This window comes from Thiomicrorhabdus sp. (genome assembly GCF_041583835.1).
In the GTDB taxonomy this organism is placed as follows: domain Bacteria; phylum Pseudomonadota; class Gammaproteobacteria; order Thiomicrospirales; family Thiomicrospiraceae; genus Thiomicrorhabdus.
In genome coordinates, this window is the sequence record NZ_JBFHFC010000004.1 from 128,636 (window position 1) to 154,400 (window position 25,765).

Consider the following 25,765-nt stretch of genomic DNA (forward strand, 5'->3'; position numbering starts at 1 on the left):
GCAGTCTAACATGAGTTTCAAAGACTTTTAAGAGTGGCTTGCGTTATAGTAGGCAGGTTGAATCGGAATGGAATTATAGATGGATAAGGTGGCTAACAATGTCTAGCTTTTTGAAAGGGGTTGATCAAAGAACTTCCTTGGCCGGTATGAACCGCATGGAGTTGCTATTATTCACCATTAAGGGGAAGCAGCTTTTTGGAATTAATGTATTTAAAGTTCGGGAAGTCATCCGTACTCCGCCAATTTCTCCTGTTCCCAAGTCCGACCATAGAGTAGTGGGTGTATCGGATATTCGCGGTTTGACTATGCCGATGATCGATTTAGCCAAGGCCTTGGATTTGGAGCCGGTTCCGGAGGACAAGTATTCGGATACCTTGACGATCGTGACGGAATTCAATAGTTCGGTTCAGGGATTCCTGGTTGAAGATGTCGATCGCATTGTGCATATGCGTTGGGAAGACATTCTTCCACCTCCGGATAGTTTACAAGGTGTCAATTATTTAACAGGCATTACTCGTGCGAGAGAGCAGATTGTCGAAATCGTCGATGTCGAGAAGGTTTTGGCCGAGGTGTCCGGATTGCCGGAAGGAATGTCGGACGAGTTTGTCTCGTCGCATAAACCGATGACTCAAGGACAAAACTTTTTCGTTTTGGGTGCGGATGATTCGACGGTGGCGCGAACGCAACTTAAAAACACGTTGGATAAGTTGGGTGTGAGCAATCAAATTGTCAGTAACGGACGCAAGGCGTTAAGTTTATTGAAAAGTTGGGCTGATGAAGCCGATAGCGGTATGGGTAAAAAGGTCAGTGACCGGGTGTTGATGGTTATCTCGGATATCGAGATGCCGGAAATGGACGGTTATACCCTGACGACAAGCATTCGCAAGGATGATCGTTTAAAAGACCTTTATGTCGTGCTGAACTCCTCTTTGAGTGGCGGTTTCAATGAAAGTTTGACCGAAAAGGTCGGTGCCAATGTATTTTTATCTAAGTGGCACGGTGAAGAGTTGGCGAAAGTCATTGTTAACCGCATAGAAGAAGTTTCAAGACAAAAGATAGTGAAGGAAGGGTAAGGCATGAAGCTTAGGTGGCAAGGTTATTTATTAATCAGTCTGCTTGCAGGCTCCCCTTTATGTTTTGCTGCCGAGGATTCGTCGTCGAGCTCTTTTTCTCCCGAACAGGAACATTGTGTCACCGTGACGGGGTCTGCCTCAACCGAAAATGTGGATGAAGCGTTTGCCCGACAAATGGCGATTCGTAATGCCTTGACCTTTGCGGGTATACAGAACAACGTCACTATTTCATCCGATCAATCGATCGAAAACTTTCAATTGACCCGAGAAGCGACCCGTTTTACTTCGCATAGTAAGGTAAAAGGCTATCAAGTGATAGAAGAGGGATTGGAAGAACCCTACGGTGAATACGGTGAGTTGAAAAAGGGGCCTTTGCATTATCAAGTTAAGTTGAATGTGTGTCTTACCGAAGATCCGAAGGTGTGTGAAAATCTATCGGGTAATCAGTATCAAACACGTTTGGCGATTGCGCCTTTAGTGGTTGCCAAGAGTTATCAGGCACGTGATATTTCCAATATTATTCCCGGCTATCAGGTTGAGCTGCAGCGTCGATTGTTGAATAGAGGTTATCGTAATCTTACCATGCTGGATTCGCAGGTCGGTATTGACGAGCAGGGTGTCATTACCCCGAACCTTTCAAAAGATTTATTAGAACCTGTTCGTGACCGTACCGGTGCCCAGTTTTTGTTGATGTCGGTATTACGTTCTGTTTCCGCACATGCGGAAGATCATCCGTATTGGAATAAAGTTAAACGTTTTTATGATTTAGAAGTTAAACCGGACACCCGTTACATCGAAGTGGATTGGTATGTGGTCGATTTGATGAAGCGAACTTTGGTTTATCAGCAAAGAGCCGGTTTCGATGTGAAAGGCGACGTACGCGTCGGTCGAGATCGTGCGTTTGGTAGTAATGCGTTTTTTGCGACCGATACCGGGATTGCGTTTCATGCTTTGTTGAATCAGCAGGTTCAGGATGTGGTTTCCAGTTTGCGTTGCGAGCCATTGGAAACGCAAGTTATTGATGTTCGAAATAACGAATACGTTTTATTTTTAAGTGCCGACTCCGGTGCTAAAGTCGGCGATGAGTTGGCTGTGTATGCCCGAAACGGTCGTGCCGTGCGTTTTCAGGGCGTCGATTTGGGGATGGATGAAACGCCTAGCGCATTCATCCGGATCAAACGTATTTTGCCGCGTTTCGCCGTTGCCGAGATGGTTGCCAAAAAAGGCGTGGTTCAAGTCGGGGATATCGTAAAAGCCTGGTAGAGTTCTCTCAATTAAGGCTTTTCCCAGATTTATGTCATAGTCTGTTTATATTTAAATTGAAGCTTAAATGCTTCTTATCTTCTCTTTCCTTTTAGTTTCCCTTTATTTCATTTACTTGTTTTCCAGAGGCCCCTCTGCCGAAAACGTTCTTTAAGAACTTCGCTTTGAATAAATCGTTTTCACTTTCTTACTTGTCGTTTTTTTTGCCGACTGTTCTTGCCGCTTATGATTGTCAAAAAATTGACCTCGTCGGTTCCGTTAAGAATTAGCTTTATTTTAACTAACGCTAAAGTTTCGTGAAAAGGGCAGTATTCGGCCGATTTTTAAAAACTTTAGCTTTTTTTGAGAAAAAAACGGAAGTTTTTGTGGGATTGGCATTCGTATTGCTAAATCTTTTCGCAAAGAAAGACGATTATTTTGAATGTTTCGAATTGGCAATAGAGGTAGTTCGAAAACATTGCAAAAAGTAAAAAGGAAGTCGTTATGGCAGAGTCAATTTTTGGTATTCATGAACGCGCGCTACAAATTAGAACGGCGCGAGGTGAGGTTTTGGCGAATAACTTGGCAAACGCAGATACGCCAAACTTTAAAGCCAGAGATATTGATTTTCGTCAGGCTATTTCGCAGGCGCAGGAGAGTTTATCTCAGTCCAAGCCGGATTTGATGAAAACCAATTCTCGTCATATTAGCGGATTTGCAGATGCAACGACCGAAAGCTTTTTGAAGTATCGCGTGCCGACGCAACCTTCGTTGGACGGCAATACCGTAGAGACGCATGTCGAGAAGGCTAAGTTCATGGAAAACGCCATGCAACATCAGGCAACGTTGGAATTTATCGATTCTAAGATCTCAGGCATTCGTGGTGCTTTACGCGGCGAATAAGCCTTAATGAATTTTTGATTGGAGGAGACGAAAAGTGTCCATGTTTAATATTTTAGATATTTCCGCTTCGGCGATGCATGCGCAGACAGTGCGTTTGAATACTGTCGCCTCCAATATGGCGAACGCGGACAGTGTTAGTTCCAATAAGGATGAAACGTACCGCTCAAAACAGCCCGTTTTTCAGACGATTCTGGACGGCGCCACCAACGAGCCGAAAGGCGGGGTGCGTATTAAGGAAATCGTCGAAAGTCAGGCACCGCTCAAAATGGAATACAACCCGAACCACCCTATGGCGAATGAAGAAGGGTATATCTACCGCCCTAATGTCAATGTGGTTGAAGAGATGGCGAACATGCTGTCGGCTTCGCGTTCGTATGAAACCAATATCGAGGTGATGAATACCTCTAAACAGCTTTTGTTAAGAACGATCCAGCTTGGTAAGTAAGGAGATGAATCATGGCTAGTTATATACCGGAAGTTTCGACCAATAGTTCCGATTATGTGGCTGCATTGCAGCAGAAAACGGATTCGTCTTCTTCTGCACCGAGCAACCAGCTTGGTCAAGCAGACTTTTTGATGTTGTTGACGACTCAAATGCAGAATCAGGATCCTTCAAAACCGATGGATCCGACCAGTTTTGTCACCGATTTGACGCAAATGAGTCAGTTGGAATCGACCAATAAAATGACGGAATCGATTATGGCGTTGACAACCGGTTTTCAAAACATGCAAACCTTACAGGGTGCATCGTTGATCGGTAAAAGCGTTCAGGTAAACGGAGAAGATTTTTCCCATTCTCAGGGGCAAGAATCTCAGTTTAGTTTAAGTACCGATGAGCCTTTGACGGACGTTAAAGTGGTTATTAGCGACGAAGACGGCGTAGTTAAAGAACTTTATGTCGGTACTTTGCAGGAAGGTGAGGATATTGTCGGCTGGGACGGTTTAGATAACGTCGGTGTGGAGCGCGGCGATGGAATTTACTCTTTAACCGCTTACGGAACCGATGAAAACGGCGATATCAAATCCGTTGATACGGTTGTGCCTTCAAAGGTGAATAGCGTTGGAATCAATACCGACGGTTCAATCACTTTGACCTTGGCAACCGGCGAGCGCGTCGCAATGGATGCGGTAAGGGAAATTAGCGGCTAACGGAATTAAAACTTTTTTGATTTATAGCTTTATTTAATAGCAAAACATATTTCTGATTTAATCAGGCAGTAGGAGAAAGACATGGGTGTATCATTCGATTTAAATGCCTTAAGTGGTATCAACGCGGCATCTACGGGGTTAGGTGTAATTTCAAATAACTTGGCCAACGCGCAGTCGGTCGGTTTTAAAGGTTCACGTGCTGAATTTGCGGATATGTTTTCGGGTGCCCAGAATACCGCGGGTAACGGAGCGCGTGTCGCAGCGATCACGCAAGATTTCGGACAAGGAACCATTAACGGTACCGGTCGCGATTTAGATATGGCAATCGATGGTGAAGGCTTTTTTGTATTGGAAGACCAGACCGGGCGTTACGGTAATATCTATACGCGAGAGGGATCCTTCAAGCTGGATAAAGACGGTTATTTGACGGACCAGGAAGGCAACAAGGTTCAAGGTTATCAGTTAAATTTGGCGCTTTCGACCGAAACCAATCCTGTTTTCGATACAACATTAAGCTCGATTGATTTGGATGAGTTGAATAAAACACCTAAAGCGACAGACGAGATGAACTTCGACATTAACCTGGATGGGGAAGAAGCGAATAATATCGATCCTGTAACGGGTGTTTCCGTTGGTAACGATACGGCGGCTAACTTGGATAAGTTGGTGGATATCGATACGGCGGCAGGCCCTTACGACGGTTTTCCGGATTTCTCGACCAATAAGATCATTCACGACTCTTTAGGTGGCGAGCATCGATTAACGGCTAACTTCTACAAAAGGGATGTCGTTTCTGTGACGAATTCCGATTTAACCTATGTGCCGGCAACCGACTCTTATACAGCGGTAGCAGCGGGTACGGGGGATACTAAGTACACCAGTTGGATCGTGCAATATACGATGCAGGATTACAATGAAACGACCGGTCAATGGGAAACAAGCGGTCACCGTGCGGATCAGACAGCCGTTCCTCCTACTGCAACCACTGAAGAGGGGCAGGTTTTTGAATTAAGATACGATACCAGCGGTAACTTGATCGACGTCAGAATGCCGGTTACGGCAGCGGGTGGAACTTACGATCCGACGAATATCGTAGGTCAGGATGTCCTTAATTCGCCGTTGCCTGATATCGTTAACGGTGGTGCTTCAGGTTGGGAGACCGTTGGTACGCAGCCTCAGTTAGATTTCATTATCGATACTCCGTTAACCGGTGCCAATGATCCGTTAGGGAATCCAAACGATGCTTCAACGATTGTGAATATCGACGCCAATTTGGGTGACATGACTCAGTTCGCCGGAACTTACAGTTTGCGCGGTGTGTCACAGAACGGTTATTCGGTAGGGGACTTGGTTGGTTTGAATACGGGTCTTGACGGTGTGATCGAAGCGCGTTATTCAAACGGCCGTTCGGTACCGGTTGCACAGTTGGCTTTAGCGAACTTCTCGGATAAGAACGCACTTCAGAAATTGGGCGGACAGACTTACGCCGAATCATTCGATTCCGGTTTGGCTCAATTGGCGAAGCCTGAAACCAGTGGTATGGGGTCAATCAACGCCGGATCGCTTGAGTACTCGAACGTGGATGTGGCGAGCGAGTTGGTAAATATGATTCAAACTCAAAGAACTTACCAAGCTTCTGCGCAAGTCATTTCTACCTCTCAGACATTGACTCAAACTATCCTACAACTTTAATAATCAATTTAAACCTTTTTCTGGTCTTGCCGGCAAATCCTTTGCCGGCCTTTTTGCCGCCCTGGCAATATTTACCCATATAAGTTTATCGGCCGTTTTCTGAATACTTTAGAAAAACTTTTTGTAAAAGTTGGCACGGACTATGCTCAATACCTATCGAAATAAAAATAAGTGTCAAAACGCTAACACACAAAGGAAAACAGACGCATTTCAGAGTCGTTAGAACTTAAAGAATGTGTTCTTTCGGTTGGGAAGGTTAATTTTAGAAATTGATTTTCTCGACCTCTATTTTGACTGGAATCGATCTTTCGCTGGGAGAATCATTATGGATCGCATGCTGTATATCTCGATGAGTGGTGCTAAGGAAGTTATGTTGTCGCAAGCAAATAACGCCAACAACTTAGCAAATGCCAACACGGATGGATTTAAGCAGGACTTTAATGAATTTAGAGCCCAGCATGTTCAGGGGCCGGGCTGGCAGTCGCGGACTTATAGTCTGGACGAACGTCCTGCAACGGATTTCACGCCTGGTGCCTTAAAGGTGACGGGGCGCGAACTGGACGTGATGACAAAAGACAGTGGTTTTTTAGCCATTTTAACGCCGCAAGGCGACGAAGCCTATACGCGTACCGCCAGTATGCAGATCACCGCTAACGGAGATTTGGTGGATGTAAAAGGCAATCCGATTTTGAATACCGGCGGTGTGCCGATCAATATTCCGCCGTCCAAGAACGTTACGATCGGTGACGACGGAACCATTTCGATCGTTCCCGAAGGGTCGCCGAGTAATGAGCTGGTGGTATTGGATCAACTTCGTTTGGTTGAACCGGATCTTAAAAATCTGGAAAAAGGCGAGGACGGTTTTATTCGTCAAGTACCCGGGTCTCCGGAATTGATTCAAGGGAACGTAAAAGTTGTCTCGGGCGCTATGGAAAGCAGTAACGTGAATACGGCAGAGGCTTTGGTAAATATGATCGAACTTTCGCGCAAGTATGAAATGCAGGTCAAGATGATGTCGATTGCGAAAACGCACGCACAGAAGTCTGATCAAATTTTATCGTTGAGTTAGTTGAGATAAATAAGTAGTAGGTAAATATCATGAATAGAGCATTATATGTTGCAAAAACCGGTTTAGAGGCTCAGCAATTCCGATTGGCGGCCATTTCGAATAACTTGGCGAATGCGAATACTTACGCTTACAAGGCCGGACGCGCTGAGTTTGATGATCTGATGTATCAGAATGTCCGTCAGCCCGGTGCTCAAGCTACGCAAGACGAAGCCAATACTTTGCCTTCCGGTTTGCAGTTGGGGACGGGTGTAAAGGCGATCGGAGTTCAGAAAATTCATACTCAGGGTAACATCATGGTGACCGATAACCAGTTGGATATCGCTATTGAAGGAAAAGGTTTCTTTCAGGCGTTGGATGCCAACGGTAACCTGATGTATACCCGAGACGGTTCTTTCCAGGTTAACCAGAACGGTGATGTGGTGACTTCTTCCGGTTATTTGTTGGAACCGAATATCAATATCCCGCAGGATGCTACGAGCATTTCCATTAGTCGTGACGGTGCGGTTTATGTAACTCAGCCGGGACAGACGCAGCAGAATCAGGTCGGTCAGATCGAATTGGCAACATTTATTAATCCGGCCGGGCTTGAATCCATCGGAGCAAACTTCTATTCCGAAACGACTGCAAGTGGGGCACCGAACGTTAACAACCCGGAAACCGCGGAAGCGGGAAGCGTTTTGCAGGGCTCGCTTGAAGCCTCAAACGTTAATACGGTGGAAGAGCTAATCGGTATGATCGAGGCGCAAAGAACTTACGAGATGAACTCTAAAGCGATTTCTGCAGCCGATGGCATGATGCAGTACTTGAACAATAATACATAATCATAAAATTGACCAGAAGTGATAAGAGGGTAGTGAGATGAATACCATTATAAAACGCATGCAAAGAACCGGGTGGCTGGCGATATTGTCTTCGTTGGTGTTGGCGGGGTGCAGCACGACACCGGAAAGAATCGAAAATATGAGTTTCGAACCGAGCTATCCGACGAATATCCCTCAGCAGGTTCAGACTCAGAACGGGTCGCTTTATCAGGCGGGCGGTATGACCTTGTTCGACGATTCGAGAGCACACCGTATCGGCGATATTATTACGATTAGCTTGACCGAAAAATTTGATGCCAAGAAAAAAGACGAAGCGAAATACAATAAATCGAATAGTCAGGATTTCGGGGTGAGTACCCCATTGGACATCTTTGGTCGTAGCGCAGGTCAAGTGGCATCCGAATTGGGAACTTTGGGTGTTGGTTATGGTTCAAAAGGTACCTTTGCCGGTAAGAGTGATGTTAAGCAGAATTCAAGTTTGACTGGATCGATCGCCGTGACCGTGATTGAGGTTATTAGCAACGGTAACTTGGTCGTTCGCGGCGAAAAGCGTTTGACCATTCACGAAGGTGACGAGTTGGTTCAATTTGCCGGAATTATTCGTCCGCAAGACATTCGTCCGGATAATACCATCGATTCGACCAAGGTCGCGGACGTGCGTTTAGTTTATAAAGATGTAGGCGTATCGGGAGATACGAATCGTCCGAGTGCTTTGACTCGATGGATGAATAAATATTGGCCGATTTAGGTTAGTGTTTGAATCCAAAGATATTGTTATAATCCGTTTTTAAATTTTCCTTCGCCGTCCGAAAAGAGTGGACAGAAATTCGCGATGTTTTGATTGCGTTGCGGATTTTGTGGAGGGAAAAGACCTTTTTACACCGGCCTGTTTTTATACATCTCCTTTTTGCAGGTCGGTTTTTTCTTTTCTTATCTGTAGCCGATCGATTGAATCGGCTTTTTTATTTAGTTTGATTCTATTTATTTAAGTGGTTGTTGATCGATTTCTTAACGTCATTTTTAACGGCTAAAGATGGATTTGCCATAATCGATACTGAAATGCCAGTTTGGCACGCCCTCTGCTATGCATATTGCAAACGTAAAAAAGATGCGTCTGTTGAATAAATAAAACACCAATAACACGGCAAATAGCCAAACAACAGGCGTAATTTCGACACTTAGGGAGAAAGTTTATGTTGACCAGAAAACTAGTCATTTTTTTGACGCTGTTGCTTATGTGGAGCACTCAAAGCTTTGCCGAACGAGTAAAAGATTTGGCAAATGTCGGTGGGGTACGAACTAACCAACTGGTTGGTTACGGTCTTGTAGTGGGGTTGAACGGTTCGGGCGATAAGACGCCTTTTGCCGAGCAAAGTTTGTTAAGCATGCTTAATAAGTTTGGTATTCATGTTCCTGCCGGCGTTAAAACGAATTCGAAAAACATCGCTGCGGTTGCCGTGCATGCTGATTTACCGGCGTTTGCTAAACCGGGTCAAAAAATCGATGTGACGGTTTCTTCTTTAGGGAATGCGAAAAGCTTGCGCGGCGGGACTTTATTGTTAACCCCGTTGAAAGGGGTGGACGGTAACGTATACGCTTTGGCGCAAGGGAATTTGGTTGTCGGCGGCTTGGATGCAAGCGGTGCCGACGGTTCCCGTATTACGATCAATATCCCGAGTGTCGGTCGAGTTCCGGGTGGCGGTAGTGTCGAAAAAACGGTCAATACCGGGTTTGACTTGGGGAATACGATTACTCTGAATCTTAAAGATGCCGATTTCACTACCGCAACCAATATGGTGAATTCTATTAATGAGGTTTTAGGTGATGGGACGGCCAGTGCAGTTGACGGAGAATCGATTGAAGTCATGGCTCCGCGTTTGCCTAATCAGCGAGTGGCCTTTTTGTCGGTATTGGAAAATATTGATGTGACGCCGGGTCAAGAAGCGGCCAAAGTCATTGTGAATTCCAGAACCGGTACTGTCGTTATCGGACAACATGTTCGTGTCAGTCCGGCGGCGGTTACCCATGGCGGGTTGGTGGTCAGGATTGGCGAAAAGAGCGATGTTTCCCAGCCAAATCCATTTGCCGGAGGAAATACCGCGGTAACGCCTGACAGTAATGTTGCCGTTTCCTCGACCGGAAGTGGTCGCATGTTCGAATTCCCGGAAGGGGTTTCGTTGAATGATATTGTTCAAGCAGTCAACAAAGTTGGCGCGGCACCGGGAGATTTGGTCGCTATATTAGAGGCGTTGAAACAAGCCGGTTCGCTTAAAGCGGAATTGATGATTATTTAAGGTGGATTCGAGATGAGTGATTCAAGCATATTAACGGCTGCTCCCAATCAATCGGCTTTGCCTAAAAGCTATAACAACTACGCGGACGTCGGTGCTCTAAACGATTTAAAAAAACAAGCCCGTGAAGATCAGCGGGCGGCTTTGCGTCCCGTGGCGGAACAGTTTGAGGCTTTGTTCGTTCAAGAGGTCTTAAAGGAAGCGCGCAAAGTAAGCTTTGACGATAATTGGCTTGACGGCAGCGACGGTGATTTTTATAAAGATTGGTACGATAAACAGTTATCTCAAGATCTTTCTGCTAAAGGAACCTTGGGATTTGCCGATAAAATAGTTGAGCAGCTTGCCCCTCGTGAACAAAAAGTGTCAAAATGGGATGGAATATCCCCTAGAGACGGGGCGTTGAATCCGAAAATGGATCATAAAGAATTACCGACGACAGAGCAGGCACTCGCTTTAAGAAAAATAAAATAAGCGTTGAACTGTCATTTGAAAAAGCGCAAAGATTGACCAGAAAAGGAATTTGATATGGCTGATATGCTGTCGATTGGTTCTAGTGCAGCCAATACATATAAAACTGCATTAGACGTTACAAGTCATAACATTGCTAACGTGAGCACGGACGGTTATAGCCGTCAAAGAGCTGAGATAATGAGCAGCGCTCCCGGATTGTCTAGCGTTAAATTCAGCGGTGCCGGTTCTTATGTCGATACGGTCATGCGTATTCAGGCTGACTACATTCAGCGACAGCTAAACACAAGTAATGCATCCGTAGAGCGTTACGATCAACAATTGCAGCTTTCACAGCAGGTGGAAGGGATCGTTTCCAGTAGTGAAGACGGTGTACAGACATTTATTCAAAGCTTTTTCGACAGTTTGCAGGAAGTGGCCGATAATCCGACTTCAGGTACCAGTCGTCAAATGATGTTGAACGAAGCGGGCAATATCGAAAGCCACTTGAACAATCTTACTACCGTGTTCTCCGATACACAGGAGCAGGTAAACGGCCAAATTAAAAGCATGGCGGACGAAATCAACGATCGTTTACAGACCATACAGTCGATTAACGATCAGGTTGAAAGAGCATTCGATAACGGATCTCAACCGCCTAATGACTTGTTGGATCAGCGCGATCAAGCGATTTTGGAGTTGAGTGGTTATATTGGCATCAAGACGTTTTACCAAGAAAGCGGGCGTATCGATATTCACACCGCCAACGGGCAGCTTCCTTTATTGAGCGATAATACCATCACCGAGCTTAAGGCTGAGTTGGGACCTTATTCCAATGAAAACCGTATCGAGCTGTACATGACGCTTGGCGGAGAGCAAAAGGTCATCAGCGACAAAATTTCCGGTGGACAGCTTGGTGGCGTATTGGATTTTAGATCGAATATGTTGGATGTGGCCCAGAATGAATTAGGGTTGACGATGAACGGTTTTGTTGCGTCGATGAACTGGCAACATTATCAAGGTTACGATTTAAACGGCGATGCAGGTACCAGCTTGTTTCAACCGCTGGCGTCGACGGCCATCAAAAATATCAACAATGATATCGCGTCGGATGACGGAACGGGAATCGCCATTACGTTTAACCCGCCACAGCCGGCCGCCGGGTTTAACGGCGAACCGCCTTATACGCCGGCCACTCAGCCGGCGACTTATGGTGATAAGGAAGAGTATTTTAATAATGCCATCAATGCAATCGGTGAAATGGAGCCGAGAGAATATTTGATGATCTATAACGGCACGACGGGTAATTTCGATGTTTATGATCGTCAGAACGAAGGCGTGGTGTTAGGCTCTTTTGCAAACGACCCTTTAAATCCGTCCATAATTGATGGTTTGGAGTTTAAGGCCGACGGCGGTACCTACGCGGCCGGCGATCGTTTTATCGTCAAACCGCATCAAGATATGTTGGAGCAATTTGAGACGTTGATCACCGATTCGGATTTGATCGCTTCCAGAGGTCAAAGCCAGATCGACTCCAATAATGACGGTTCTTTAAATGACGAAGTGCCTGCTCCGGCGGCTTACGGGGACAACGTTAATATTGCCAATATGGCAAATTTACAGTCGAAAAAAATCTTGTTGGCGGATAATAACGGCGCGGCAACCGAAACTATTTTGGGCGGTTTTGCTAAAATGACGAGTAATGCCGGGATGTATGTGCGTAGTTCGGAAATTCAGTTGACTGCGCAAACCAACGTTCATCAACAAATGCTGAATCAGCGCGACTCCCTGTCTGGGGTCAGTTTGGATGAAGAGGCTGCGAACCTGATGAAGTTTCAGCAAGCCTATGAGGCGGCGGCACAGATTATTGCAACTTCGCAAAGTATTTTTCAAACCCTATTGGGTGCGGTGAGAGGATAATAGAATGAGAATTTCAACGAATATGTTCCACAGCCAGGGGCTGAGTGCAATTCAAACGCACCAGAAAAATGTTTTGGACTCCCAGTTGCAAATGAGTTCGGGAAAAAGGGTCAATAATCCAAGTGACGATCCGGTTGCAAATAGTCAAATTCACGGTCTGAAGAGTATGATCAGCACCATCGAACAATATGCGAAAAATGGCACGTTTGCAAAAACCCAGTTGGTTCAGGAAGAGACGGCCATTACCGACACCGTCAGCTCGTTGCAAAGAGCGCGCGAGTTGGGGATTCAGATGCTCAACGATACCTACAATGCCGATAACCGCAAAGCGACGGCCGAAGAGTTGGGACAGATCATCGATCAAGTTAGCAATATGATGAATTACACTAACTCGGAAGGCGAGAAGTTGTTTGCCGGAAACAGCGTCAATGCGGAATTGGCGTTCGTCGAAGACCCGAACAACCCCGGCTACTTTGCCTACATCGGTAGCACTAACGCGATTGGTCAAGTAGCGACGGACGGGTCGGCAGTGTACGATCCTTTGGCAAATTACGGTTCGCGATTTGTGCAGATTGGTTTTGATGCAGATAACAAGGTAAATCCGGATGATTTTGGTGATCCGAGCCGTGTTCGCGTTTCCGATAACGGAGATAAAGTTTTCCAGGTTCCGAATGTCCAGACTACCTTTTCCGGAACCGGTACTCAGGATGCCAATATCTTGAACGTTTTAGTTGAATTTAAGAATGCTTTGGCCGCTGGACTGCCGCCTCCGGAGTCGGTAATCTCAGATATCGATAGTTCGATCACCCAGTTATCTCAAGTCAGAGCCGAGATTGGCGGGAGACAGAACCGAATCCAGACGCAATATGATACCGGTGAATCCTTTAAGATGGCTCTTGAAGAGCGACGTTCGGGACTTGAGGATGCGGATGCATTAAAAGGGATTACGGATTTGACAAAAAACCAAAATGCTTTGAGTATTGCACAGCAAGTGTTCAGTCAGGTACAAGGGATGACTCTATTTAACTACCTGAGATAATTCGATTTTTTAAGTTGGCCTTTGTTTTGCTAAAAACCTCCTATATGGAGGTTTTTTTGTGAAAGTACCTATGTCTGTTGCCATTTCGATCTCGTCTTTCTTGCTGTTGTTGATAGCGGGAGGTGCGTTTTCAGGTTTTGAAAATTGGATGAAATACCAGAATTATTCAAAGAATAATCAGGTAAATCAACCATTTGTGAGTTCCGGGATGCGAATGGTCAGCAACGATCCGATGAAGGTTAAGTCGGTTCCGATTTCCGAAGTTGAAGATGTCAAAAAAACGTCATTCGAAAGTGTCGTGCCTGAAGCCGTTGAAACCGATAGAGAGTTGAGTCGGGCGCAAGATGTTTTAAACGTTCAAAGCCCGGAGACAGAAGTTTCCGAAAGTCCGATCAGCACTCAAACAGCGGAAAGCAGCCTTACCGTAATCCAGCCTACCGTTATCATTTATGACGACGAGTTAATCGTCGAATTTCCTAAAGCCGTCGCTAATCTACGTGATATGAAGCGTGCTATATCGCGATTATTGCTGAGCGATCAACCGTTTTCCGAAGATCTATTAAGTTCTCAGGCGTTAGCCTTTAAAGACATTCCTTATTTATACCGGAAAGTTCTTGATCAGAATCGTCGGCCAATCCGTTATCCAGCAAAGGCATTCGAGTATGCCGACTATCTATTGAACTCGAAATTCTCGGAAACCATTAAGGATGAAGAGGGCGAGTTTGTTGCCGTTCATATTCCTTTGGTTGATCCTAATTATCCCGAGCCGGTCAGTCTGTATAAGGATTGGGTAACCGACTATGCAAAAAAATTCGATGTATCGCCGGCGTTGGTGTTTGCGATTATGGAAACAGAAAGCGGTTTTAAACCCGATGCCGTCAGCCGTTCCAACGCATTGGGGTTGATGCAGTTAAAGCCGGAAGCGGCCGGTAGGGATGTTTATCAATATATCGATTTGAAAGAGGGGTCCCCTTCACGCAAGGATCTGTTTGACGAGAAGAATAATATCCGCATGGGAACCGCGTATCTAGGCTTGTTGACTCATGATTATTTGGATAAGGTGCGTAACAAAGACAACAAAGAGTTATTGGCGATCGCTTCATACAATGGAGGTTTGTCGACGGTACTTAAACTTTTCGGCGATTCGGAAGAGAGGGCGATCGAGTATATTAATCGCTTGCACCCTCGTCAGGTTTATCGTAAGTTACGGTTTGAACATCAATCGGACGAGACCCGACGCTATCTAGACAAGGTGATGAAAGCAAAAAATAAATACCGAACAATTTTTGAAGTTTAAGCGTTATCGATTGCATCTAACCGGCTTTTGAAGAGTAATTTATTAGTCTGTTATGGCCGGCAGGAATTTAAGAACAAAGAATTAAAATTAAAATAGAAGTTGGCGTGAAATGAATTATTGGCAAGGGAAACAAGTTTTGGTTACCGGTGCAGACGGTTTCATCGGTTCTCATTTGGTGGAAAGTCTGGTGGCGGCCGGTGCGAAGGTACGCGCTTTGGCGCTCTATAACTCGTTCAACGACTGGGGCTGGTTGGATCAAAGTCCGGTCATCAATGAAATCGAAGTGGTCAGCGGTGATGTCCGCGATCCTTTCCTGTGCAAGAAAATCACCCAGGATTGCCATACAGTCTTTCATTTGGCCGCTTTGATTGCCATTCCGTACTCTTATATCGCACCGAATTCCTACGTTGAAACCAACGTCAACGGTACTTTGAACATGGCACAGGCCTGTCTGGAAAACGGCGTGCAGCGTTTCATGCACACGTCGACTTCGGAAGTGTACGGTACTGCCCAGTATGTGCCGATCGACGAGAAACATCCGGTACAGCCTCAGTCGCCTTACAGTGCCAGCAAGATCGGTGCGGATGCCATGGCGATGTCTTATTACAATGCGTTTGAAATGCCGGTCTGTATTGCCCGACCATTCAATACTTATGGTCCGAGACAGTCAGCCCGTGCCGTAATCCCAACCATCATTTCGCAGATCGCCAACGGCATGAAAGAGATCAAACTAGGCGATACCTCACCGACGCGTGATTTCAACTACGTGACCGACACCTGTCGCGGGATGATGGCGATCGCTCAGTCCGATCAGACGGTCGGTCAGACCGTTAATATCGGTTCCAATTACGAAATTTCGGTTCAGGATACCTTGGAGCTAATCAAAGAGCTGATGGGCAGCGACGTGGTGTTTGTTCAGGACGAACAGCGTTTGCGTCCGAAAGATTCCGAAGTGTTCCGCTTATGGTGTGATAACAGTGTCATCCGTGAACTCACCGGATTTGAACCGGAAAACGACATTCGAACAGGTCTGTCGAAAACCATCGACTGGTTTACCCAGCCTGAAAACCTGAAGCGTTACAAAGCGGATATCTATAATGTCTGAGTCTTTGTCGGCGACCTCCAACGAAATCCATGAAATCATTCAAGCGGTCAGAGCGCATTACGGAACCGATGCTTTTGTTCCGTTGCACGCTCCTTGTCTGGGCGAGCCTGAAAAACAAACTCTGAACGATTGCATCGATTCCACCTTTGTTTCATCGGTGGGGCGTTATGTGGACGAATTCGAACAACTCATGGCCGATTTTACCGGAGCCAAACACGCGGTGGCGGTGGTCAACGGCACGATGGGGTTGTTTCTGGGGTTGAAGGTGGTCGGTGTTCAGCCGGACGATCTGGTATTGACTCAGTCCCTGACGTTTGTCGCCACCGCCAATGCCATCAAGATGTTACAGGCCGATCCGGTGTTTTTGGATGTGGATGCCAACTCTTACGGCCTCTCCGCCGATGCTTTGGAAGAATTTCTAAACGAACAGACCAGCATTCTCGACGGCCGGTGCGTGCATTCGCGCAGCGGTCGTATAATCCGCGCATGCGTGCCTATGCATACTTTGGGATTTGCTTGCGAGATTGATCGCATTGTCGAGATCTGCCATAAGCACAATATCAAAGTGGTGGAAGACGCTGCCGAAAGTTTGGGATCTTTTTATCAGGAACAGCATACCGGCATCTTTGGCGATGTCGGTGTGTTCAGTTTCAACGGTAACAAAATCCTGACGACCGGCGGGGGCGGAATGCTGGTAACCAACAATGTGGCGTTGGCCAAACATGCCAAGCACTTGAGTACCACCGCCAAAATACCGCATGCCTGGCTGTTCGAACATGACGAAATCGCCTATAACCTGAGAATGCCGAATTTGAATGCAGCTTTGGGGGTGGCCCAATTCAGCCGCTTGGCGGATTTTCTGGAAGAAAAGAGGGCGTTGGCGGTAATGTATCGAACTCTGGGGGAAAGGCTAACCAGCCTGTCGGTCATGGGGGGGTTACAAGCAGGCTTGCCGAATTACTGGTTGAACGGAATTGTGTTCCACGATCCGGCTGAGCGTGATCGCTTTCTGGCCGAGAGTAATGAAAAGGGGATCCAGACGCGGCCTTTGTGGACGCCGATGCACAAGCTTGAGATATACAAAGATTGTCTGCGCGGCGATTTGATTCAAACCGAATGGCTGGCCGAACGCGTCGTGAATTTGCCCAGCGGGGTGAAGTGTCATGGTTAAAATCCCTTTGCTTTTGATCGGCGGCGGGGGACACTGCGCTTCCATCATCGACGTGATAGAAAGCACGGAGCAGTATGAAATTGTGGGAATCGTCGAAGCGCCGGGTGTCGAGAAATCGGATTTTTTGGGTTATCCGGTTGTCGGTACGGACGACGATTTGGAAGCGCTGATTAAGCAAACTCCGGACTGCGTGATTACCGTAGGGCAATTGCAACAAGCGGAACTCCGGGTGAAACTTTATGAAAAAGTGCTCGGTTTCGGCGGGCGCTTACCGGTGATTGTTTCGCCGTTGGCGAGAGTGGCTCGTCAGGTTCAAATTGGTTTCGGAACGGTCATCATGCATTATGCTCTGGTCAATAATTTGGCTGAAGTTTCAGAAAATTGCATCGTGAACAGTTACGCCGCGATTGAACATGGATCGAAAATCGGAGCGCACAGCCACATTTCTACCCGCGCAACCGTAAACGGGGACTGCAAGGTTGGTGAGCGTTGTCTGATTGGCTCATGCGCGACTTTGTTGCAGGGAATATCTGTGGCGTCGGAAACGGTCATCGGAGCCAGTGCATTGGTGAATAAGGACGTCACCCAAAAAGGGACTTATTTGGGCGTTCCTGCTCAAAAAATGTCTAAAACCAAGGAATAGGAAAACAGATGCCGGTAAGCGAAGAAAACGTTCAATTCTCCACCACGCCCGACTTTGAACTTGGCCTCGAGCATTGCTCCCGTCAGACGGACTATTATCTGGTCAAACCGTCAGAGCCCCCGAAGGGATTGGTTGTGTATATTCCCGGCTTTGGTGGAGACGCCGGGGATTACCGTCATGTTTTTTGCAGAAAAGTGGCTGAACAGTTCGGTTTGGCGGCGATGACGGTCGATTACCACTGTTTTTACAGCCGCCCCGAACTCGAAGACTCCGTCGTTTACGAGGGGGAAGACGTCGCTTTGATCGAGAAGTTGTTTTTGCAAAGCCAGCTTCCTTTTTCGGGAGATTCCGTCGAAGAAGGCATTAAAATCTTGAACGGTCATCTGGCCAAAAACAATTTGCAGGCAAACATCACCGGAACCATGAAGCCGGGGAAAGGCGAATACCAGAATGGCGGGGTCATGCAGGCATTGGACATCATCAATGCCGTGGGGAATGTACTGCAGGATCAGGAAATTCCGGTGGACAACGTGATTCTGGTCGGTTCGTCTTATGGCGGTTATATCGCCAATCTGGCGGCGAAATTCGCTCCTAATACTTTTCGTGCCGTGTTCGATAACTCTTCTTGGGCTACGCCGCATTTCGGTTATGTCGTCGGCAGGGAGTACGGCGTACCGGAGTTCAAGGAAAAATTGCACAGCAACATTACATTGAACCTGTTTATCCGCAGTGCCTGGACCTTGAAGAAGGATTTACCCTATACCTTTGACGGTAAGCGTTTTCATATCCGAGCATTCACCGAAGCGCAGATCGAGCAGTATGCTAGCTATCATCCGGAAACCTATTTTTATTTCATTCACGCCGTCGACGATAAGGTGGCTTCCACGGAAGATAAAATTCAGATGGCCAGACAGATGATCGGCAATGGTATTAAGGTTCAGATGGAAGTGATCGAACCGGAAGATGTAGACGGACAATATGTTAAAACGATTGCGCACGGCATGAATTTGTCGATGCTGACTTTCTTTGGGAAGGCTTATGACCATATACAGGCCCATCAAGTTTCTTCCGGAAACGATTTTATGGAAAAGTCACGTGTATCTTATGTCTCTTCCGAATGTCGTTATGAATTTGATTTTACGGATCTTCCGGTCACTGCAAAAGTGGTTGGGGGCGTGTAATGAGCGTCTTTATCATTGCAGAAGCGGGTGTCAATCACAACGGCTCGTTCGAAATGGCCAAACAGCTGGTGGATGCGGCGGTGGACGCAGGTGCCGATGCGGTCAAGTTCCAAACCTTCAAAACCGAGAACCTGGTCACCGAAACTGCCGAACAGGCGGATTACCAAACGGAAAACACCGGCGTCAAAGAGAGCCAGTTCGCCATGCTCAAGCGTCTGGAATTGAGTGAGCAGGCACATTTGGAACTGTTCGATTACTGTCGACAAAAAGGCATTGAATTCATGTCGACCGCGTTCGACGACGACAGTATCGATTTTCTGCACAGTTTGGGAATGAAACGCTGGAAGATTCCGTCCGGTGAACTACTCTCCATTCCTTATCTGAGAAAAATTGCCGCATTCGACCAGACGACAATCTTATCGACCGGTATGGGCAATCTGGATGAAGTCGGTTTAGCGATTGAAACCTTGATTGGAGCAGGCCTGTCCAAATCCAATCTGACGGTTTTGCACGCCAATACGGCTTACCCGACACCTTATGAAGACGTTAATCTACGTGCGATGCAGACGCTGGCTGAACGTTTCGAGGTTTCCACAGGCCTGTCCGACCACTCTTTGGGAATCGAGGTCCCGATTGCGGCCGTAGCACTCGGCGCAGAGGTGATCGAAAAGCATTTCACATTGGATAAAACCCTACCGGGACCGGATCATAAAGCCAGTTTGGAACCGCAAGAACTCAAAGCGATGGTGCAGGGAATCCGCCATATCGAAGTCGCGCTGGGAACGGGAGAGAAAATAGCCTCCTCTTCGGAAAAGGCGAACAAGTCCGTGGCGCGCAAACGTATTGTCGCGAGCCGCCGGATTGCAGAGGGGGAAATCTTCAGCGAATCGAACCTGACTTTGAAGCGCAGCGACCACGGTAGTTTCGCCCAGCAGTGGGACGATTTGATCGGGCAGTCGGCGCGGAAAGTTTATGAACCTGGAGAAGGCATCGATGGTTAAAAAGATCTGTGTTGTGACCGGAACCCGGGCGGAATACGGACTCTTGTCCGGAATCATGTCCCGCATTCAGCAGGAGCCGACTTTGCAGCTGCAGGTTATTGCCTGCGCGGCGCACCTGTCCGAAAAGTACGGCATGACCGTCAATCAGATTCTTGCGGACGGTTTTCAGGTAGACCAGCGGGTTGAAATGCTTGAGGACTCGGCTGAGGACGATCAGCTTGAAGTCGTTGAATCCGTCGCTCGCGGTGTGAGCGGTTTCGGTCATGCCTATCAGGCTTTGAAGCCGGATGTCGTTCTGGTGCTCGGCGATCGTTATGAGATCCTGGCGGCGGCACAGGCCGCATTGCTGATGAACATTCCGATCGCCCATATCCACGGCGGGGAGGTGACCGAAGGTGCAGTCGACGAAGCTATTCGCCACGCTATCACGAAAATGGCAAGTCTGCATTTTACTGCGGCGGAATCTTACCGGAAAAGAGTCATACAGATGGGCGAGCGCCCGGAAACGGTCTTCAATGTCGGTGCGCCCGGACTGGACGTGATTCGAAAATTGGATTTTCTCTCCAAAGAGGCTCTAGAGGCTGATTTGAATCTTTCGTTGGATTCTCCGGTATTTCTAGTGACTTATCATCCCGTCACTTGGGGGAATACCCAGGGGGTTCAGGCGTTGGAGAACCTGTGTCTGGCCCTGGAGCATTTCGAAGAGGCCACCGTTATCTGGACCGGCGCCAATGCCGATGCGGAAGGCCGGTATTTGAACGATTTCATTCAAAATTGGGTAAAGCTGACGCCGTTGAAGGTGCATTTTGCGACTTCTTTGGGCTCGTTACGATATTTAAGTTTGATGAAATTGGCCGATGCAGTAGTAGGGAACTCTTCAAGCGGCATCATCGAGGCCCCTGCTGTGGGGGTACCGACGGTTAATATCGGAACCCGGCAAAAGGGGCGATTGCGATCGCCTTCGGTCATCGATTGTGATGAGTCCGCTTATTCGATTGAGCAAGCTTTGCGCAAAGCGTTGAGTCTGGAACAAAAACAAATTGCCGATAAAAAGATCAGTGTTTACGGCAAAGGCGAAAGTGCCAAATTGATTTGCGATCGACTTGTACATTTTTCCGCCAGTCATTTGGCAGGAAAACCTTTTTATGATTTGCCCGTTATACCGCCTTTAAGTGATTAGGAGAGAGCGATGAACCTTTTTGAGTGGCGACGTATTGCCGTGGATGAAACGGCAACGATCAAGGAAGCCTTGACGGTTCTTGACCGTGAAGCTCTACAGATTGTTTTGGTCGTGGATTCTAATGATGTGTTGTTGGGAACTTTGACCGATGGTGACGTTCGTCGAGCACTTTTACGAGGAGAAGGTTTGGACGGTAGCGTTACGGCGGCTTTGAATCCGAATCCGACCGTCGGTTTACAGAGTCAGACGGAAACCGCCTGGAAGCGTAAGATGCTGGAAAAATCGATTCGTCATCTTCCAATCGTGGATGAGGATAAAAAAATTGTCGGGCTGTATTACGACAAAAAAGAGGTCGTGAAACGATTGAACCCGGTTGTCTTAATGCTAGGTGGGTTGGGAACGCGTTTGCGTCCGTTGACCGAAAGCGTTCCTAAACCGATGTTGCGTGTGGGAGACCGACCGATACTAGAGACCATCGTCACCCATATCGCCGAACAGGGATTTGTGAATTTCTATTTCTGTATCAACTATCTGGGAGAGCAGATTCGCAGTTATTTCGGTGACGGTAGCCAGTGGGGCGTAAACATTGAATACGTTGAAGAGGACGAGCGCATGGGAACGGCCGGCGCATTGAGCCTGCTTCCCGAAAAACCGGATTTGCCTTTTGTGGTGATGAACGGCGACCTGCTGACCAAGGTGGATTTGACCGCTTTGCTGGATTTTCATACCGAACACAACAATATCACCACGGCTTGTGTACGCGAGTATGCACAGCAGGTGCCGTATGGCGTAGTCGATATTCAAGGGACTCGAGTAACTCAAATGGTCGAAAAACCGGTTTACCGATATTTCGTGAATGCCGGTATCTACGCCTTGTCGCCCGAGGCCATGGATAAGGTTCCGGAACAGGCGTTTTACGATATGCCGACCTTAATTGAGGAAGTTTTGTCTGAAAAAGGCAATGTCGGCGGATTTCCGATTACCGAATATTGGATGGACATCGGCCAGATGCCGGATTTCGAACAAGCGCAGGCGGATTATGAAATCCACTTTCAGAAAAGAAAAAATAAGAAATAGGCTAATAATAGGTTCATAAATGGTAGAACAGAAAAAAATCAATGGTAGACGTGTCTTGGGTTTGATTCCGGCTCGCGGCGGCTCGAAAGGAATTCCCAAGAAGAACCTGTTTCCGATCATGGCGAAGCCTTTACTGCAATATACGTTTGAAGCCGCCAAGGAAAGCGGTGTTCTGGATCATATTATGATCTCTACAGAAGACGACGAAATTTTACACTTCGCTCAATTGCACGGTATCGATACCCGTTATAGAAGACCTCGTTCTTTGGGAACGGATAGTGCCAATACCGCGGATGTGGTTTTGGATGTCCTGGATTGGTTGGAACAGGTTGGGGAGTATCCCGACATTCTGGTTTTGTTGCAGCCGACGTCACCGTTACGTTCCGCCGACGATATTAACCGTGCCGTTCAAGAGTTTATCGATTCCGGCTCGGATTCCATGGTCAGTGTGCATAAGATGGTCGAACATCCTTATAAGAGCATGTATCGCAATGAACAGGGCGAATGGAACTACTTGGCGAAGCCTTCTGAAAAAACTTACAGAAGACAAGATTACGATGACAACTATTTCACGATCAATGGTGCCTTTTATCTGATCAAACCGGATTGGTTCAGGGAGCAACGGGCGTTTGTGGTTGAGAATGAAACCAAGTTATTTGAGATGAGCCCGATTGCCGGAATGGATGTTGATGAATTGGTAGATGTATTCAAGGTTGAAGCCTATCTGAAAATGTTATCGAACTGATTTGTTTGAAGTGGCGAGCTGGTTTGTAGAATGCGCGAATTGCATTGTTGTGAAAATTTAATAATACCGAATTAGGAATAGTTGAGAATGGATTTTGAATACGAAGTTGGAGAACCGAGGGAAAACGCTTTCGGGGAGAAATATTACCCTAGTGCGAATAAAAACCTGTTTGAAAAAGCTTCGGCATCGACCGTTTTCGGGCGCTATTTCAAAGAAACATTCAATCACGAAAACACCCTTTATGTCATTGGCGGAACCGATTCCGGTTTGTTGCCGTTTTATCTGGCGGAACATTTCAAAGGGGAACGTAAGGGTCGTAAATTCATTTTTATTGATTATGCGAGCCTGTCTAAAGAAACGGATTTTAGTAACCTTCCCGACTGGGTTGAATGCTATCCCGCCGATTTTCCGTTGGGTATTTTGAGTCAATCCGAAGTGGAGTACATGGCTTCCGGTAAAACCGCATTGATCAAATCCATTGCAGCGATAGACGCCAAATACGATGAACCTTATGGCCAGCTTTGGGCCCATGTTGAAGACGAGTACCGAAAGCTGTTGTTTGCCGAAAACGTCACAAGCGTTACGCGTTCGTTTGTGGATGCCCAACTGTTGAATCTGCACCGTAATATCAAGCCGGTTAAATTGCTTCAGGGCATGTTGAAGGGTCGTGAGGTGTTGCTAGTCGGGGGTGGACCGTCTTTGGATAGTTCAATTGAATGGATTAAGCAGAACAGTGAGAAATTGGTTATTTTTGCAGCTGCGCGAACCTCTGCACGTTTGTTGAAAGAGGGGATTGATCCCGATTTTTTGGTTTCGGTGGATCCGCATGATTTGAGCTTTGATAACTCAAAACAGATGTTCCTTTTCGGTGACGACACCGTGCTTATGAACTGTCACCATATCAATCCTAAATTGCTGAATCAATGGGCGAATAATAGTGTCTATTTTGGTGATTCTCTTCCTTGGGTGAAAGAGGAGAACTCAAGCTCTCCAGGCCCGACGGTTATTCACAGTGCGCTGCATCAGGCGGTTTTCATGGGGGCGAAAAATGTCTATCTGACCGGTGTGGATCTGTGTTTCTATCAAGGTAAAACACACGCTTCGGGCAGTGCCGAAAGCGAGATCGGTAAGCTCGGCGTCAAGAACCTGACTACCGTCGAAACCTACTCCGGAGAAATGGCGGAAACCGATCAGCCGTTTGCCAATGGAGTCAGCTCTCTGGCCTTTTTGGTAAAAGGGTATGAAACTTATGCCCCTGACTGTCGAGTCTATAACTTGAGTCCTTATGCCGCCAAGGTGGAAGGTGTCGAATACCGTGACAAAGAGACTGTACAACTTGAAGAGCAGTCCTCCAAGAAAGCGTTGATGGGTGAGATCAATTCGGTTCTGGATGTGGATATGAAAGCGCTTTTCAATCATCAAAAAGCATCGCTTAAGGTTTTGCAGAAAGAGAGACAGCAGTTACGCGAGGCGATCAAACTGTCTGAAGAGGGAATCAAGCAGGTTGCCAAATATCAGGAAGATCCGACCGATTCCAGCCGTTTGGCCAAGTCCAAAAATAAATTGGACAAGAAGCTTGGTGAAATGGGAGAGGTGCTCTATCACTACGGCATTGATGCTTTCCGAGAAGCTTTCAGACCGGTTGAAGATGACTCGCAAATGTCTGAAGAAGAGATTCAATTGACGTTGAATGCTTACTTTAAAGGTATGAAGAAGACCTGCGAAGAGTTCATTAAACAGTTGGATAAGTCCATTGACGTTCTTAAAAACCGCATGCTTGAGTATGTGGAGGATTCCCACCCGGCCGATTTACTTCCGATCTGGAAAAAACAGTTCGAGACCGGGCGTTATCTGATCTGGAAAAAATACCATGAAGGTGTTGTTTTGAGCGCTGCGGATGAACAAGCGCTGGAAGAGGCTTCCGATATTTTTGAGAAAAACATCAGTCAAAAAGACACGGTTCAAGCCAAGCTTTTGAAGGATCGAAGCATTTCGCCGGTCGAGTTGCATGGTAAGGCGTTGAAAGCCTATGAAAAACATGATCTGAACTCATTGGGAGAGATCGCGCAGCAGCTGACGCAGGTGGAAAGTTTTGAAGGTAAACAATTGGTTTATTTAGTCGAAGGTATGATGGCCGATCTGCAAGCGGACGTGATTGCCGCGCAAAATGCTTATGAACAGATCAGCTTTAAACCTTTTAAGCTATTCAGTTTAAAGCGTTTGTTGAACTTTGCCATGCAGTCCGAGCAGCATGAAAAGGTACTGATTTTCCTTGAAAACCTTTGTGAGTTCTCGCTGGAATATATGCTGCCTTATGCGGACTACCTAGCTCTTCTCGGGCAGAACGATTTTGCTTACGAGGTTCTGAAAACATTTGTGAAGGAGCATCCTGAACATTTCTCTGCTCTGTTGAAGCTGGCCGAGTTGGCTTTGAAGACAGGCCGTAATGACGAAGCGATTACCTCTTTACAGCAGGCTCTGGAGTTAGAGCCGAATAACCCTCAAGTTCAGCAAATGATCCAGTTATTGACGGCGAACAATCGCTAACGATCTTTTGTAAATTAATGCCCTAGTGGATCGTATTTGATATGTAGGTACTAGGGCTCACCTCAAAAGTAACCTCTTATTCCTTCTTTTTCTTTTCATTAATCCTCTGTAAATTCCATCTAGAAGTCTCGATTTTTGTTGTTTAAAACTCTTCTCTCTTAATTTCATTCAT

At 46.8% G+C, this 25,765-nt stretch carries 23 protein-coding genes; all 23 read left to right on the top strand.

From position 1 onward, the window contains the following. Nucleotides 1–98: 98 nt before the first annotated feature. The 23 genes from ABY044_RS03705 to ABY044_RS03815 all read left to right on the top strand — a co-directional run bounded on the left by ABY044_RS03705 (nucleotide 99) and on the right by ABY044_RS03815 (nucleotide 25,593). A complete protein-coding gene (locus ABY044_RS03705; RefSeq protein WP_373018291.1) occupies nucleotides 99–1,073 on the top strand; it encodes a chemotaxis protein in 975 nt (324 codons plus the stop codon). A 3-nt stretch (nucleotides 1,074–1,076) separates the two neighbouring features. Next, nucleotides 1,077–2,336 carry a hypothetical protein gene (locus ABY044_RS03710; protein WP_373018293.1) on the top strand — a complete coding sequence of 420 codons (1,260 nt, stop codon included), beginning with the start codon at nucleotides 1,077–1,079 and terminating at the stop codon, nucleotides 2,334–2,336. Nucleotides 2,337–2,819: 483 nt separating this feature from the next. Then, complete coding sequence (gene flgB / locus ABY044_RS03715; protein WP_373018295.1) at nucleotides 2,820–3,218, top strand: flagellar basal body rod protein FlgB; 399 nt, start codon at nucleotides 2,820–2,822, stop codon at nucleotides 3,216–3,218. Between the two features lie 34 nt (nucleotides 3,219–3,252). Then, on the top strand, nucleotides 3,253–3,663 hold the full coding sequence (flgC, locus tag ABY044_RS03720) for a flagellar basal body rod protein FlgC (RefSeq protein WP_373018297.1): 411 nt from the start codon (nucleotides 3,253–3,255) through the stop codon (nucleotides 3,661–3,663). A gap of 11 nt (nucleotides 3,664–3,674) precedes the next feature. Further along, nucleotides 3,675–4,367, top strand: coding sequence for a flagellar hook assembly protein FlgD (locus ABY044_RS03725; protein ID WP_373018299.1), 693 nt, complete (start codon nucleotides 3,675–3,677; stop codon nucleotides 4,365–4,367). A gap of 81 nt (nucleotides 4,368–4,448) precedes the next feature. Then, on the top strand, nucleotides 4,449–6,059 hold the full coding sequence (locus ABY044_RS03730; protein WP_373018301.1) for a flagellar hook protein FlgE: 1,611 nt from the start codon (nucleotides 4,449–4,451) through the stop codon (nucleotides 6,057–6,059). A gap of 325 nt (nucleotides 6,060–6,384) precedes the next feature. Continuing rightward, complete coding sequence (locus ABY044_RS03735) at nucleotides 6,385–7,128, top strand: flagellar basal body rod protein FlgF (RefSeq protein WP_373018303.1); 744 nt, start codon at nucleotides 6,385–6,387, stop codon at nucleotides 7,126–7,128. Nucleotides 7,129–7,157: 29 nt separating this feature from the next. Further along, complete coding sequence (flgG, locus tag ABY044_RS03740; RefSeq protein WP_373018305.1) at nucleotides 7,158–7,949, top strand: flagellar basal-body rod protein FlgG; 792 nt, start codon at nucleotides 7,158–7,160, stop codon at nucleotides 7,947–7,949. Nucleotides 7,950–7,986: 37 nt separating this feature from the next. Then, a complete protein-coding gene (locus ABY044_RS03745; RefSeq protein ID WP_373018307.1) occupies nucleotides 7,987–8,697 on the top strand; it encodes a flagellar basal body L-ring protein FlgH in 711 nt (236 codons plus the stop codon). A gap of 445 nt (nucleotides 8,698–9,142) precedes the next feature. Beyond that, a complete protein-coding gene (locus tag ABY044_RS03750; protein ID WP_373018309.1) occupies nucleotides 9,143–10,243 on the top strand; it encodes a flagellar basal body P-ring protein FlgI in 1,101 nt (366 codons plus the stop codon). Between the two features lie 12 nt (nucleotides 10,244–10,255). Further along, a complete protein-coding gene (locus ABY044_RS03755) occupies nucleotides 10,256–10,711 on the top strand; it encodes a rod-binding protein (protein ID WP_373018311.1) in 456 nt (151 codons plus the stop codon). Between the two features lie 54 nt (nucleotides 10,712–10,765). After that, nucleotides 10,766–12,607, top strand: a complete 1,842-nt coding sequence (flgK, locus tag ABY044_RS03760; protein ID WP_373018313.1) for a flagellar hook-associated protein FlgK — start codon at nucleotides 10,766–10,768, stop codon at nucleotides 12,605–12,607. Nucleotides 12,608–12,611: 4 nt separating this feature from the next. Continuing rightward, a complete protein-coding gene (gene flgL / locus ABY044_RS03765; protein ID WP_373018315.1) occupies nucleotides 12,612–13,646 on the top strand; it encodes a flagellar hook-associated protein FlgL in 1,035 nt (344 codons plus the stop codon). Nucleotides 13,647–13,704: 58 nt separating this feature from the next. Further along, the gene (locus ABY044_RS03770; RefSeq protein WP_373018317.1) at nucleotides 13,705–14,943 is read left to right on the top strand and encodes a murein transglycosylase domain-containing protein; all 1,239 of its coding nucleotides are present in this window, start codon (nucleotides 13,705–13,707) and stop codon (nucleotides 14,941–14,943) included. A 109-nt stretch (nucleotides 14,944–15,052) separates the two neighbouring features. Next, complete coding sequence (locus tag ABY044_RS03775) at nucleotides 15,053–16,048, top strand: NAD-dependent 4,6-dehydratase LegB (protein WP_373018319.1); 996 nt, start codon at nucleotides 15,053–15,055, stop codon at nucleotides 16,046–16,048. Continuing rightward, entirely contained in the window at nucleotides 16,041–17,219 is a 1,179-nt protein-coding gene (locus ABY044_RS03780; protein ID WP_373018321.1) for a LegC family aminotransferase, read from the top strand. The genes ABY044_RS03775 and ABY044_RS03780 overlap by 8 nt, the downstream gene beginning before the upstream one ends. Further along, nucleotides 17,212–17,862, top strand: a complete 651-nt coding sequence (locus tag ABY044_RS03785) for an acetyltransferase (RefSeq protein WP_373018323.1) — start codon at nucleotides 17,212–17,214, stop codon at nucleotides 17,860–17,862. Before ABY044_RS03780 ends, ABY044_RS03785 begins: the two co-directional genes overlap by 8 nt. 8 nt (nucleotides 17,863–17,870) lie before the next feature. Further along, nucleotides 17,871–19,043 (top strand): DUF2920 family protein, encoded by a 1,173-nt coding sequence (locus ABY044_RS03790; RefSeq protein WP_373018325.1) that lies wholly within the window; start codon nucleotides 17,871–17,873, stop codon nucleotides 19,041–19,043. Next, complete coding sequence (gene neuB / locus ABY044_RS03795; protein WP_373018327.1) at nucleotides 19,043–20,044, top strand: N-acetylneuraminate synthase; 1,002 nt, start codon at nucleotides 19,043–19,045, stop codon at nucleotides 20,042–20,044. The genes ABY044_RS03790 and neuB overlap by 1 nt, the downstream gene beginning before the upstream one ends. Then, nucleotides 20,016–21,224: a UDP-N-acetylglucosamine 2-epimerase gene (neuC, locus tag ABY044_RS03800; RefSeq protein WP_373018329.1), complete on the top strand. Its 1,209-nt coding sequence runs from the start codon at nucleotides 20,016–20,018 to the stop codon at nucleotides 21,222–21,224. The genes neuB and neuC overlap by 29 nt, the downstream gene beginning before the upstream one ends. 9 nt (nucleotides 21,225–21,233) lie before the next feature. Further along, on the top strand, nucleotides 21,234–22,301 hold the full coding sequence (locus ABY044_RS03805) for a nucleotidyltransferase family protein (protein WP_373018331.1): 1,068 nt from the start codon (nucleotides 21,234–21,236) through the stop codon (nucleotides 22,299–22,301). Nucleotides 22,302–22,320: 19 nt separating this feature from the next. Then, nucleotides 22,321–23,046, top strand: coding sequence for a cytidylyltransferase domain-containing protein (locus tag ABY044_RS03810; RefSeq protein ID WP_373018333.1), 726 nt, complete (start codon nucleotides 22,321–22,323; stop codon nucleotides 23,044–23,046). Nucleotides 23,047–23,133: 87 nt separating this feature from the next. Next, nucleotides 23,134–25,593 (top strand): 6-hydroxymethylpterin diphosphokinase MptE-like protein, encoded by a 2,460-nt coding sequence (locus tag ABY044_RS03815; protein ID WP_373018335.1) that lies wholly within the window; start codon nucleotides 23,134–23,136, stop codon nucleotides 25,591–25,593. Nucleotides 25,594–25,765: the final 172 nt, after the last annotated feature.